The sequence below is a fragment of the Streptomyces sp. P3 genome (assembly GCF_003032475.1).
Lineage (GTDB): Bacteria > Actinomycetota > Actinomycetes > Streptomycetales > Streptomycetaceae > Streptomyces.
The window spans coordinates 1,529,780-1,542,592 of the sequence record NZ_CP028369.1; the positions used below are offsets into that span (position 1 = coordinate 1,529,780).

Here is a 12,813-nt window from a genome sequence, read left to right on the forward strand (position 1 = left end):
ATGAGTGAAGACACGGGCGGCGACATGGCGGACGCGGCTCAGGACGTCGCCGGGCTCGGGGGGTCGCCGTCGCCCGTCGACGGTGGCGGGCTCTCCGGGTCGGTCGGGGTCGGGTCGGCCGGGGTCGGGTCCGGGTCGGAGCCGGACGGCGGCTCGGTGGGGGTCGGGTCCGGGTCGGACGGCGTCGTGGGCGTGGGTTCCGGGTCCGTGGCCGGGGGCGGGCCGCCATGGCCCGGACCGGGGCCGTGCCCCGGACCGCTTCCGGGGGCGGACGGGCCGGCGGCGGTGCCGTGGCCCTCGATCGAGACGACGGCGCCCGCCGGGGCGATCGCCACGCGTGCGTGCCATGACCCGGCGGGCTCGCGCAGGTGATCCACGTACACCTTCACCGTCACCGACTCACCGGGCCGCAGGACGCCCGCTGACCGGCTCAGGTACAGCCAGGGCGCCGCGGTGACCGCCGACCAGCGGACCGGGCCGTCGGCGGCGGCGTCCGCGGTCAGGGTGACGAGGGTGGTGTCGCCGTGAGTGGCGGCCGTCACGGAGAACCGTCCGGCGGCGCTCTCGGCGAGTCCCGTGACGCTGACGACCTCCACGGACACGTCCGGGTCGTCGCCCTTCGCGAGAGGGTTCCGGGGCCTGGTGCTGACGTTCCCCGCGTTCTCGTAGCCGACCTCCGTCTCGCCGTCCAGGCTGTCGGGTCCGTGCGCCTCGCTGACGCCCGCCGGGCGTCCTTCGGCGCCCTCCCCCGTCGGCGTTCCCCGGTAGGCCGCCCACACGGCGAGCACGGGAGCGGCGACGACCGTGGCGACGACGGTTGTCGTCACGGCACGCGCGCGCAGACGCTCCCGGCGGGCGGCGTGGTCCTTGGGGTCCATCGGGAAGCCGCGCCGGTCGTAGCGCGGCACGGCGGTCCGCCGTGCGCGCGGGAGGTGGTTCATGGCCACGTGCAGCCGCGCGCGGGGCGCTTCCAGGACGGGCAGTTCGGCGGGGGTGACGCCGGCACCGGGCCAGTGACCGGGGACGGCGCGTCCGGCGGCCCGGCGACAGTGCGGGCAGTCGTCGACGTGCCGGACGAGCTCACGGCGCAGCACGGCGTTGAGCACGAGTTGGTTCCCGCCGGTCAGTCGCGCCACGCCGGGACATCCGCCGGTCTCGACCACGGCGAGGGCCGCGCGCGTGCGCTCCACCTCGCAGGCGGCCGTGGCGAGCAGTTCGCGGGCGGCGGCGAGGTCCTTGCCGAGGACGGCGGCGACCTCGTGGACGGCGAGGTGATGGCGCACGGCGAGTTCCAGCGCCTCGCGCTGTTCCGGGGTGGTGCCCGCGGCCTCCGGCCAGGCCAGCCGGGAGAGCTCGTGTCTTTGGCGCTCCCGATCGGCGTCGGGCATGGCCGGGGCCGACCGGGCGAACGGCGCGGACCCGGCCGGCGTGGACCCTGGCGGGACGGAGCCGGACGGGACGAACCCTGCCGGGACGGAGCCGGACGGGGGCGCGGGCAGCGGCTGCGGTCCCGCCTGGCGACGGCGGCCGTCGCGGTGCGCGGCGTGTGCGCTGCGGTGGTTCTGTCTGGCTTCGGCGAGCTTGCGCAGGCAGGCCCAGCGGGCCAGGGCGTACAGCCAGGCCCGGCGGTCGCCCGGGGCGTCCGGCCCGCGCTGGCCGCGCCGCTCGGCGAACGTCAGCGCGTCGGCGAGGGCCGCGGTGGCCGCCTCGTGGTCGCACAGGACGGACAGACAGTAGGTGAACAGGCCGTCCAGGTAAGGCTCGTAGCGCGTGGGCGGCCGCTGCGCGAGCGTGCGCGCCGCAGCGCCGTCGCGCGCCTCCCGGTGCGCCCGGTGCGCGCCGGTCGTGCGGGTCGGGGTTTCCGGGCTGCTGCTCATCACCCGTGCGACCGTAGGCGGGACCGAACCAGGTCTTCTTGTCCCTTGAGTCCTTTTAATCCGTACGGGTGAAACGATCCCTCAAAAGGGGACCGTCCAGGGGGGTCCCCTGGCTCGTTCGTGAGGGGACGTGGCTGATTCACAGGGGGCGCCGGCGTTTCGCGCCCCCGTCGTCCACAGGCACGTCCGGCTGTCGGTGCGGGCGGCTACGGTTTCCCCATGGCTGCCCGTACGAAGACCACCAAGGACCGCCCGTCCTACCGCTGCACGGAATGCGGCTGGCAGACGGCCAAGTGGCTCGGCCGCTGCCCCGAGTGCCAGGCCTGGGGCACGGTCGAGGAGTACGGCGCGCCCGCGGTCCGCACCACGGCGCCGGGGCGCGTCACCACCTCCGCCCTGCCCATCGGTCAGGTCGACGGGCGGCAGGCCACCGCCCGCCCCACCGGCGTGGCCGAGCTGGACCGCGTCCTCGGCGGCGGGCTCGTGCCCGGCGCGGTCGTGCTCCTGGCGGGCGAGCCGGGCGTCGGCAAGTCGACCCTGCTGCTGGACGTGGCCGCCAAGTCGGCGAGCGACGAGCACCGCACCCTGTACGTCACGGGCGAGGAGTCCGCCTCCCAGGTCCGGATGCGCGCCGACCGCATCGGCGCCATCGACGACCACCTGTACCTCGCGGCGGAGACCGATCTGGCGGCCGTCCTCGGCCACTTGGACGCGGTCAAGCCGTCCCTGCTGATCGTGGACTCCGTGCAGACCGTGGCCTCCCCGGAGATCGACGGCGCGCCCGGCGGCATGGCCCAGGTCCGCGAGGTCGCGGGTGCCCTGATCCGCGCCTCCAAGGAGCGCGGTATGTCCACGCTGCTGGTGGGCCATGTCACGAAGGACGGCGCGATCGCCGGCCCGCGTCTCCTCGAGCACCTGGTCGACGTCGTCCTGAGTTTCGAGGGCGACCGGCACGCGCGGCTGCGCCTGGTGCGCGGCGTCAAGAACCGGTACGGCGCGACCGACGAGGTCGGCTGCTTCGAACTGCACGATGAGGGCATTACGGGCCTTGCCGACCCGAGCGGACTTTTCCTGACCCGTCGTGACGAACCGGTCCCGGGTACCTGCCTGACGGTGACCCTGGAGGGCCGCCGGCCCCTGGTCGCCGAGGTGCAGGCGCTCACCGTCGACTCCCAGATCCCCTCCCCCCGCCGCACGACGTCCGGCCTGGAGACCTCCCGTGTCTCGATGATGCTGGCCGTCCTGGAGCAGCGCGGCCGGATCACCGCGCTCGGCAAGCGGGACATCTACTCGGCGACGGTCGGCGGTGTGAAGCTGTCGGAGCCCGCCGCGGACCTGGCCATCGCCCTCGCCCTGGCGTCCGCCGCCAGCGACACCCCGCTGCCCAAGAACCTCGTCGCGATCGGCGAGGTGGGCCTCGCGGGCGAGGTCAGACGGGTCACGGGCGTCCAGCGCAGGCTCGCCGAGGCCCACCGCCTGGGCTTCACGCACGCGCTCGTACCGGGCGATCCCGGCAGGATCCCGGCGGGCATGAAGGTCCTGGAAGTGGCCGACATGGGGGACGCCCTGCGGGTCCTGCCGCGCTCCCGTCGCAGAGAGGCCCCGCGGGACGCGGAGGACCGCCGGTAGACTTTGCCCTGGTCTCGCCCGTCCGTACGAACGAGTGCGCGAAACGGGGACGCCCAAGACCCCAGTGACCGGAGGAGTGCAGTGGCAGCCAACGACCGGGCGGCAGCTCCCGGAAAGTCCGGTGGGAGTTCCGGTTCCGACGGCCTGATGCGCGCCGCGCTGAGCGCGGTGGCCCCCGGCACGGCCCTGCGCGACGGCCTGGAGAGGATCCTCCGCGGCAACACCGGCGGGCTGATCGTGCTGGGCTCCGACAAGACGGTCGAAGCGATGTGCACGGGCGGGTTCGTCCTGAACGTGGAATTCGCGGCCACGCGTCTGCGTGAGCTGTGCAAGCTCGACGGCGGCATCGTGGTCTCCTCCGACCTGTCGAAGATCCTCCGGGCCGGCGTCCAGCTGGTTCCCGATCCCATGATCCCCACGGAGGAGACCGGCACCCGGCACCGCACGGCGGACCGGGTCAGCAAGCAGGTCGGCTTCCCGGTCGTCTCGGTCTCGCAGTCCATGCGCCTGATCGCCCTGTACGTCGACGGACAGCGCCGGGTCCTGGAGGACTCCGCGGCGATCCTGTCCCGCGCGAACCAGGCGCTGGCCACCCTGGAGCGCTACAAACTCCGCCTGGACGAGGTCGCGGGAACGTTGTCAGCGCTGGAGATCGAGGACCTGGTGACGGTCCGGGACGTCTCCGCGGTGGCCCAGCGTCTGGAGATGGTGCGCCGTATCGCCACCGAAATCGCCGAATACGTGGTCGAACTGGGCACGGACGGGCGACTGCTCGCCCTCCAGCTCGACGAGTTGATCGCGGGCGTGGAGCCGGAGCGCGAACTGGTGGTCCGCGACTACGTCCCCGAGCCGACGGCCAAGCGTTCCCGCACGGTCGACGAGGCGCTGCACGAGCTGGACGCGCTCACCCACGCCGAGCTCCTGGAACTGTCCACGGTCGCCCGCGCGCTCGGCTACACCGGCTCCCCCGAAGCACTGGACTCGGCGGTCTCCCCGCGCGGGTTCCGCCTGCTGGCCAAGGTGCCGCGTCTTCCGGGGGCGATCATCGACCGTCTCGTGGAGCACTTCAGCAGCCTGCAGAAGCTGCTCGCCGCGAGCGTCGACGACCTCCAGACGGTGGACGGTGTGGGTGAGGCGCGGGCCCGCAGCGTCCGCGAGGGCCTGTCCCGACTGGCCGAGTCCTCGATCCTGGAGCGGTACGTCTGAACCGCCGCCGGCGGTGAGCGACCCGCCGGAGAGGGCGTGCCCCGCGGAGGCGGCGTGCCCCGCGGGTGAAGAGTCAGCGTGAGGGAAGCGGGTGCGTGCGGGGCGCTCAGTCGTCCTTGAGCACGAACGACGTCTGCGCCTTCGCGAAGCCCGGGGCCTGCGCCTCGAGGAGATACGTGCCGGCCTTGGCCGTCCCGGCCGGCGGAGTGGCGCATGCGGGGGCACTCGGCTTGCGGTCCCACTTCACGGTGTAGGTGAAGCTCTGCCCGGCCGGCACCCGGTACAGCAGGCTGCCGGAGGCCTTGGGGCAGTCCGCGGAGGACCAGTAGTCCTTGTCGTCGGCCGCCTGAGTGATCGTCAACACCGCCCGCTTCGGACCGAGATCGACCTTGCAGTCGCTCGCCGAGCTGTTCTTCGCGATCAGCTGGAAGGTCGGCGTCTGGTCGGGCGAGTAGTCGTTGCGGATGCTGCGCAGCGTCCAGGTGACCGCGCCCGCGGTGCAGTTGGGGAGGGTGGTGCCGACGGGCAGCGTCGTGGCCGTACCGCCGCCAACGGAACCGGCACCACCGGCGTCGGCGCCCGCCGCGTTGCCGTCGCCGCTGCCGTTGGCGCCGTCGTCGTTGTCACCGGCGCCGGCCGGACCGCCGTCCGAACCACCGGAGCCGGCGCCCGCGTCCGCGTCCGATCCGCTGGTGGCCCCCGGGCTCGACTCGTCGCGTCCGCCCGGGTTCTGGCTGATCGCGGGTCCGGATCCGGACGGTCCGGGCGTGATGGACGAGGCGGGGTTCTTGCCGTTGCCCTTGCCCGCGCCGTTCCTGCCGGCACCCCCGCCCGAGGTCACGACCCACAGGGTCAGCAGCGCCAACAGGGCGAACGCGGACAGCAGTACGACCCTCCGTCGCCAGTAGATGGAGGAGGGAAGCGGCCCGACCGGATTGCGCAGAGATCCCACGGCGCAAACTGTACGAGAGATCGTCGTGTTCACCGGCCTCACCCGCCGCTGGGAACACAACTTTTCCGGATCATCATTTCGGAGGCCGGTCTCGCGCGCCCCGCTTCGGCCCGCGAGGTCACCGCGCCTTGACGATCACCCTGCCGCGCGCACGGCCTCGCCCCCGGCACGTGGGCGCGCGACGCCCTTGCGCCGGTCCCGGCCGAGTGGCGGTGCACGCGCGCGCGCCGGTGGGCATGGCAGGATCGGAAGAGCCATGACTGCGCCCACGAAGCCCCCGCACAGCAGCCCCGCCCGGGCCGACGCCGACGCCGACGCCCGCGGAGCGGACCTGCACTCCCCCGTGATCGACTGGTTCGACGACCACGCCCGTGACCTGCCCTGGCGACGCCCCGAGGCCGGCGCGTGGGGCGTGATGGTCAGCGAGTTCATGCTCCAGCAGACGCCGGTCAGCCGGGTCCTGCCGGTCTACGAGCAGTGGATCGCCCGCTGGCCGCGCCCCGCCGACCTGGCCGCCGAAGCCCCCGGTGAGGCGGTCCGCGCGTGGGGGCGGCTCGGCTACCCGCGCCGCGCCCTGCGGCTGCACGGCGCCGCCGTGGCGATAACGGAACGGCACGGCGGCGACGTGCCGTCCGACCACGCCCACCTGCTCGCGCTGCCCGGCATCGGCGAGTACACGGCCGCGGCCGTCGCGTCCTTCGCGTACGGGCAGCGGCACGCCGTTCTGGACACCAACGTCCGCCGGGTCTTCGCGCGCGCCGTGACGGGCGTGCAGTACCCGCCGAACGCCACCACGGCCGCCGAGCGCAAACTCGCCCGCGCCCTGCTGCCCGACGACGAGCCCACGGCGGCGCGCTGGGCCGCCGCGTCCATGGAACTCGGCGCGCTCGTGTGCACGGCCAGGAGCGAGACGTGCGTGCGCTGCCCGATCGCCGCGCAGTGCGCGTGGCGGCTCGCGGGCAAGCCGGAGCACGACGGACCGCCGCGCCGCGGCCAGACGTACGCCGGAACCGACCGGCAGGTCAGGGGCAAGCTGCTCGCCGTCCTGCGGGACGCGCACGCGCCCGTGCCGCAGACCGCCCTCGACCGCGTGTGGCACGAGCCGGTGCAACGCGCGCGTGCGCTGGACGGGCTGGTGGCGGACGGACTGGTGGAGCCGCTGCCCGGCGGGCTGTACCGCCTGCCGCTGAGCTGACTGCCGTTGAACCGACTCCCTTGAACCGGCTGCCGTTGAGCCACTGCCGTTGGACCGACTCACCTTGAGCCGGCTGCCGTTGAGCCGACTGCCGCTGAACTGACACATGGCCACTTCACAGACAACGGCCGCCGTCACGGACTTCGTCGAACCCGGCCGCGTCCGTGTCACACACGCCGAGGGGGCAAAACGTCCCGTAGTTGGACCATCGGGCCCGCCTCCCTACCCAGAACTCATTTCCGTTACACAACCGACGGACAGCCGATTGCTAGCCGCAGGCTGCTTCGGACAGCCCCGTGACAACACCTCCGTAGCTTCGTTTGCGTGCCCACCGAGAACACCGGGCCACCGACCACAGCGGGAACCGGCAGGCGACAGCCCGCCGGAAACGGGGAAAAGACGGAGGGGTTCACCATGGCGCAGGGCGAGGTGCTCGAGTTCGAGGAATACGTCCGCACGCGGCAGGACGCGCTGCTGCGCAGCGCCCGACGTCTGGTCCCGGACCCGGTCGACGCGCAGGACCTCCTGCAGACCGCGCTGGCCCGTACGTACGGCCGCTGGGACGGCATCGCGGACAAGCGGCTCGCGGACGCCTACCTTCGCCGGGTCATGATCAACACGCGCACCGAGTGGTGGCGGGCGCGCAAGCTCGACGAAGTGCCGACCGAGCAGCTCCCCGACGCCCGGGTGGACGACTCCACCGAGCAGCACGCCGACCGCGCCCTGCTGATGGACGCGATGAAAGTACTGGCTCCGAAGCAGCGCAGCGTCGTGGTGCTGCGACACTGGGAGCAGATGTCCACGGAGGAGACCGCCGCTGCCCTCGGCATGTCGGCGGGAACGGTCAAGAGCACGCTGCACCGGGCGCTCGCCCGGCTCCGCGAGGAGCTGGAGGCCCGCGATCTGGACGCACGCGCGCTGGAGCGTGAGGAGCGGGAGCGTTGCACGGCGGCCTGACCGACAAGGGCGGTGTCGATGGCCCCGTCGTCCGCCCCGAGGGCGGGCGGCGGGGCGTCGGGGGCTCCTTCGACATGCGCCATGGGCCGATGCCGGCCCGGGGCGCCATCCAGGCGGCGACCACGGCGATGGCCGTACTCGCCGCCCTTGCCCTTTTCGTCTCCGCCTGCGCCACCGGCGGCACCGGCGCACGCGACGAGGGGCCGGCGCACGGCGACGCGGTGGCGGGCGTGACGCCTTTGCCCCAGGCCGCCTCCTCCGAGAGCCTCGACCAGTCGGACGCGGTCCAGCTCGTCAAGGACGACCCGGCGGTCTCGGCCGAGGTCAAGGGCGGGCTCAAGCCCTGCGTGGGCGACGAGTACCCGGTCGACGTCTCCTACGGCAACCTGACCGGCAGTACCGGCGACGACGTCATCGTCAACGTGCTGACCTGCGGTGACGCTGTCGGCGTGGGCTCCTACGTGTACCGCGAGAGCGACGACGGCTACCAGAACGTGTTCAAGGCCGAGGAGCCCCCCGTCTATGCGGAGATAGACCGGGGCGACCTCGTGGTGACCAAGCAGGTGTACGAGAAGGGCGACCCGGTCTCCAGCCCGTCCGGCGAGAACGTGATCACATACCGCTGGACCTCGGGCCGCTTCATGAAGGAGTACAGCTGGCACAACGACTACAGCAACGTCGTCGGCGGGGAACCGGCCCCGGTGCCGGAGACCGGCTGACCCGTACGGCAGCGGGCGATCCAAAAAACCTTCGTCCGGCGTGAACCGATCGGGCTGCCCGGTGCGATCTATGAGTGGACGGGCAAGGCGGCGGCACGGGAAGTGAACGCTCGCCGTGCTCCGTGCGTCCCTCCAAGGGGCGCTCCGACAGGATCCCGACAGCAACACGAGACCGCATACGAGAACTGAGAGCACCGGGATGGCAGACCAGACCCACGTCCTGTTCGTCGAGGACGACGACGTCATCCGCGAAGCCACCCAGCTCGCCCTGGAGCGGGACGGCTTCGCGGTGACCGCGATGCCCGACGGCCTCTCCGGCCTGGAGGCGTTCCGGGCCGACCGCCCCGACATCGCCCTGCTGGACGTGATGGTGCCCGGCCTGGACGGCGTGAGCCTGTGCCGGCGCATCCGCGACGAGTCCACGGTGCCGGTGATCATGCTGTCGGCGCGCGCCGACTCCATCGACGTGGTCCTGGGCCTGGAGGCCGGCGCCGACGACTACGTGACCAAGCCGTTCGACGGAGCGGTGCTCGTCGCCAGGATCCGCGCCGTGCTGCGCCGCTTCGGTCACGCGGGCGGCGGTGACCGCATCGAGCCCGAAGCCGCAGCCGACGGGGGCGTGCTGACCTTCGGTGACCTGGAGATCGACACCGAGGGCATGGAGGTGCGCCGGGCCGGACAGCCGGTGGCGCTGACGCCCACCGAGATGCGGCTGCTGCTGGAGTTCTCCTCCGCTCCGGGCACGGTCCTCTCCCGCGACAAACTGCTGGAGCGGGTGTGGGACTACGGCTGGGGCGGCGACACCCGGGTGGTCGACGTCCATGTGCAGCGGTTGCGGACGAAAATCGGTCAGGACCGCATCGAGACGGTCCGCGGCTTCGGCTACAAGCTGAAGGCCTGAGCGGGGCGGGGACAGGGATATGCGGGGGATGATCGAGCGCCTGGTGCCGGCGCGCGCAGCAGGCGCGGGCATCCGCACGGGGCTGCGATGGAAGCTGAGTGCGGCGATCGCGCTGGTCGGCGCGCTGGTGGCGGTCGCGCTCAGTCTCGTCGTGCACAACGCCGCACGCGTGTCCATGTTGGACAACGCCCGCGACCTCGCCGACGAGCGGGTGCGGATCGCCCAACGCAACTACGAGCAGTCCGGGCGGCTGAACTTCCCCAACATCAAGATCGACGACCCCGGTCTGCCGACGTCCCTGCGGCACAAGATGCAGGAGGGGCGCCGGGCCACGTTCGTCTCCGACCACACCGCCGGAGTGCCCGACATCTGGGCCGCCGTGCCGGTCAAGGACGGACATGTGCTGTCCCTGCACACCGGGTTCACCGACCGCAGCACGGACATCCTGAACGACCTCGACCAGGCTCTGGTGATCGGTTCCATCGCGGTCGTCTTCGGCGGCAGCGCGCTCGGGGTGCTCATCGGCGGGCAGCTCTCCCGCCGGCTGCGCAAGGCGGCGGCCGCGGCCAACCAGGTCGCCAGGGGCGAGTCGGACGTCCGCGTCCGGGACGCCATCGGCGGGGTCGTACGGGACGAGACCGACGACCTGGCGAGAGCTGTGGACGCCATGGCGGACACGCTGCAGGAGCGACTGGAGGCCGAGCGCCGGGTCACCGCGGACATCGCGCACGAACTGCGCACCCCGGTGACGGGACTGCTGACGGCCGCCGAACTGCTGCCGCCCGGCCGGCCCACGGAGCTTGTCCTGGACCGGGCGAAGGCCATGCGCACCCTCGTGGAGGACGTGCTGGAGGTGGCCCGTCTCGACGGCGCCTCGGAGCGGGCCGAACTGCAGGACATCATCCTGGGCGAGTTCGTGGCCCGGCGGGTGGCGGCCAAGGACCCGGAGGTCGAGGTGCGGGTCGTGCACGAGTCGATGGTCACGACCGACCCCCGCCGCCTGGAGCGGGTCCTGTTCAATCTGCTGGCCAACGCCGCCCGGCACGGCAAGCCGCCGATCCAGGTCACCGTCGAGGGGCGGGTCATCCGGGTCCGCGATCACGGTCCCGGTTTCCCGGAGGACCTGCTCGCCGAGGGTCCGAGCCGGTTCCGCACCGGAAGCGTCGACCGCGCCGGGCACGGGCACGGGCTCGGCCTCACCATCGCGGCCGGCCAGGCCCGCGTCCTGGGCGCCCGACTGACGTTCCGCAACGTGCGGTCGGCCGGAGCCGCGGAGCACATACTTTCAGAGGGCGCCGTCGCCGTCCTGTGGCTGCCCGAGCACGCGCCGACCAACACGGGCAGCTACCCGATGAGGCCTTAGTGGCCGTGGCCCGCGGTGGCGCGGGTCGATCCGCGGAGTCCGCGAAAGCGTGGCGGCCCGCAGGTCCCACCTGTCCGCTTGCCCAAGGGCCCCGAAGGCCCCGGAAGGCCCGGACGGGCCCGACGGCGGACAGACGCCTCGGCCGGACGGGCTCGACGACACACCTGGACGCGGCGGACGGAAGACGCGACGGCCGGACAGACGGGCCCGCGGAGAAGGCCCCCCGGGGCTGGCGCCGCCGGGAGGCCTTCGGTGGTCGTGGCCGGGTCAGACGGCCTCGACCACGGGCGACTGAGGGGCCGCGGCGTCGGCCGGGGCATCGGGCTTCTGCGGTCCGGCGCCCTTCAGCGGGACTTCCTTGACGAACACCGCCGCCGCCAGCGCGGCCACCGCCACGACGGCGCCCAGCAGGAACGCCGAGTGCGTGCCGGCCGTCACCGCGTGCTGGTAGGCCTCACGGGCAGCAGCGGGAAGCTTCGCCAGGCTGGCCGCGTCCAGCTGAGCGGACTGCTCGGTGACCTTCGAGCCCAGCGCGCCGGCCCGCTCGCTCATGACGTCCTGGACCCGGTTGTTGAACAGGGCTCCCATGATCGCGACGCCGAACGACGAGCCGAGTGTGCGGAAGAGGGTGGTGGAGGAGGACGCGACGCCCATGTCCTTCATCTCGACGCTGTTCTGGGCGACCAGCATCGTGATCTGCATCAGGCAGCCCATGCCGAGGCCGACCACGGCCATGAACACCCCGGAGGTGAAGCGGCTGGTCCCGGTGTCCATCGTCGACAGCAGGTACAGGCCGATCACCATGAGGACGCTGCCGACGACCGGGAAGACGTAGTACCTGCCTGTGTTCGTGGTGACCCGGCCCGCGACCATCGAGGTGACGAGCATCGCGCCGAGCATCGGCAGGAGCAGCAGGCCGGAGTTGGTCGCGGAGGCGCCCTGCACCGACTGCTGGTACAGCGGCAGGAAGAGGGTGGCGCCGAACATCACGAAGCCGGTGATGAAGCCGATGAGCGACATCAGGGTGAAGTTACGGCTGCGGAAGATGTGCAGCGGGACGATCGGCTCGGCCGCCCTGGTCTGCCAGAACACGAACCCGATGAGGGAGGCGACGCCGATCCCGATGAGCTCCATGATCCGCGAGGACGTCCACGCGTACTCCGTGCCGCCCCAGGTGGTGACCAGGACGATGGAGGTGATGCCGACGGTCAGCAGCGTCGCGCCCAGGTAGTCGATCCTCGACTGCGACCGCTTCTTCGGCAGGTGCAGGACGGCGCTGATGAGGGCCAGCGAGACCACACCCAGCGGCAGGTTGATGTAGAAGGACCAGCGCCAGCCCCAGTTGTCGGTGATGGTGCCGCCGACCAGCGGGCCGCCGATCATCGCGAGCGCCATGACGCCGGCCATCATGCCCTGGTACTTGCCGCGCTCCCGGGGCGGGATCAGGTCGCCGATGATCGCCATGACGCCGACCATCAGACCGCCCGCACCGAGGCCCTGGACCGCGCGGAAGCCGATCAGTTCGCCCATGTTCTGGGCCATGCCGCTCATCGCGGATCCGATCAGGAAGATGACGATCGACGACATGAAGGCGCCCTTGCGCCCGTACATGTCGCCGATCTTGCCCCAGATCGGGGTGGAGGCTGCGGTGGCGAGGGTGTACGAGGTCACCACCCAGGAGAGGTGTTCGAGACCTCCGAGGTCGCCGACGATCGTCGGCATCGCCGTGCCCACGATCATGTTGTCGAGCATCGCGAGCATCATCGTAATCATGAGTGCGAGCAGAACGACCCGCACACTCCTGGGCTGTTTCCCGGCTTCCGTCCCGGACGTCGTCTGCGTGTCCGCCATCTTTCCCACTCCCCTGGCCCACTCACCGCCGGCCACTTACTTGCCGCCCGGCTAGTTCAGTACACTGGGGAAGGTAGACCTGCAACTAGCCGGGCGTCAAGTAAGTTTCTTGCGACGGACCGGCCGGACGGCACCTGGCTTTCCCGCGGGAGCCCGAGAAGTA

The 12,813-nt window shown here is 72.2% G+C and carries 10 protein-coding genes; 7 read left to right on the plus strand and 3 right to left on the minus strand.

All coding sequences use genetic code 11. From position 1 onward, the window contains the following. Positions 1-38 precede the first annotated feature (38 nt). Entirely contained in the window at positions 39-1,877 is a 1,839-nt protein-coding gene (locus C6376_RS06870) for a hypothetical protein (protein ID WP_254075853.1), read from the minus strand. A gap of 219 nt (positions 1,878-2,096) precedes the next feature. On the opposite strand from C6376_RS06870, the gene radA reads away from it, so the two are divergent. Then, entirely contained in the window at positions 2,097-3,506 is a 1,410-nt protein-coding gene (radA, locus tag C6376_RS06875) for a DNA repair protein RadA (RefSeq protein WP_107442604.1), read from the plus strand. 81 nt (positions 3,507-3,587) lie between these two features. Further along, positions 3,588-4,712, plus strand: coding sequence for a DNA integrity scanning diadenylate cyclase DisA (disA, locus tag C6376_RS06880; RefSeq protein ID WP_057577693.1), 1,125 nt, complete (start codon positions 3,588-3,590; stop codon positions 4,710-4,712). 106 nt (positions 4,713-4,818) lie between these two features. On the opposite strand, the gene C6376_RS06885 is transcribed toward disA, so the two are convergent. Beyond that, entirely contained in the window at positions 4,819-5,664 is an 846-nt protein-coding gene (locus C6376_RS06885; protein WP_173985593.1) for a hypothetical protein, read from the minus strand. A 256-nt stretch (positions 5,665-5,920) separates the two neighbouring features. Here C6376_RS06885 and C6376_RS06890 point away from each other — a divergent pair, with 256 nt between their 5' ends. From C6376_RS06890 to cseC, 5 genes are all read left to right on the plus strand, one after another. Next, positions 5,921-6,859: an A/G-specific adenine glycosylase gene (locus C6376_RS06890; RefSeq protein WP_107442605.1), complete on the plus strand. Its 939-nt coding sequence runs from the start codon at positions 5,921-5,923 to the stop codon at positions 6,857-6,859. Positions 6,860-7,273: 414 nt separating this feature from the next. Beyond that, on the plus strand, positions 7,274-7,816 hold the full coding sequence (locus C6376_RS06895) for a SigE family RNA polymerase sigma factor (protein ID WP_057577696.1): 543 nt from the start codon (positions 7,274-7,276) through the stop codon (positions 7,814-7,816). Between the two features lie 74 nt (positions 7,817-7,890). Next, a complete protein-coding gene (locus tag C6376_RS06900) occupies positions 7,891-8,535 on the plus strand; it encodes a hypothetical protein (protein WP_107448811.1) in 645 nt (214 codons plus the stop codon). A gap of 199 nt (positions 8,536-8,734) precedes the next feature. Further along, positions 8,735-9,436 (plus strand): two-component system response regulator CseB, encoded by a 702-nt coding sequence (gene cseB / locus C6376_RS06905; RefSeq protein WP_107442606.1) that lies wholly within the window; start codon positions 8,735-8,737, stop codon positions 9,434-9,436. A 28-nt stretch (positions 9,437-9,464) separates the two neighbouring features. Continuing rightward, entirely contained in the window at positions 9,465-10,799 is a 1,335-nt protein-coding gene (cseC, locus tag C6376_RS06910; RefSeq protein WP_107442607.1) for a two-component system sensor histidine kinase CseC, read from the plus strand. A 267-nt stretch (positions 10,800-11,066) separates the two neighbouring features. On the opposite strand, the gene C6376_RS06915 is transcribed toward cseC, so the two are convergent. Further along, positions 11,067-12,650, minus strand: a complete 1,584-nt coding sequence (locus tag C6376_RS06915) for an MDR family MFS transporter (RefSeq protein ID WP_107442608.1) — start codon at positions 12,648-12,650, stop codon at positions 11,067-11,069. Positions 12,651-12,813 lie beyond the last annotated feature (163 nt).

Coding starts and splice junctions, on each gene's coding strand:
- cseB (WP_107442606.1), top strand. CDS start 8,735: ATGGCAGACCAGACCCACGTCCTGTTCGTCGAGGACGACGACGTCATC.
- C6376_RS06870 (WP_254075853.1), bottom strand. CDS start 1,877: ATGAGCAGCAGCCCGGAAACCCCGACCCGCACGACCGGCGCGCACCGG.
- C6376_RS06915 (WP_107442608.1), bottom strand. CDS start 12,650: ATGGCGGACACGCAGACGACGTCCGGGACGGAAGCCGGGAAACAGCCC.
- C6376_RS06895 (WP_057577696.1), top strand. CDS start 7,274: ATGGCGCAGGGCGAGGTGCTCGAGTTCGAGGAATACGTCCGCACGCGG.
- C6376_RS06900 (WP_107448811.1), top strand. CDS start 7,891: ATGCGCCATGGGCCGATGCCGGCCCGGGGCGCCATCCAGGCGGCGACC.
- radA (WP_107442604.1), top strand. CDS start 2,097: ATGGCTGCCCGTACGAAGACCACCAAGGACCGCCCGTCCTACCGCTGC.
- C6376_RS06890 (WP_107442605.1), top strand. CDS start 5,921: ATGACTGCGCCCACGAAGCCCCCGCACAGCAGCCCCGCCCGGGCCGAC.
- cseC (WP_107442607.1), top strand. CDS start 9,465: ATGATCGAGCGCCTGGTGCCGGCGCGCGCAGCAGGCGCGGGCATCCGC.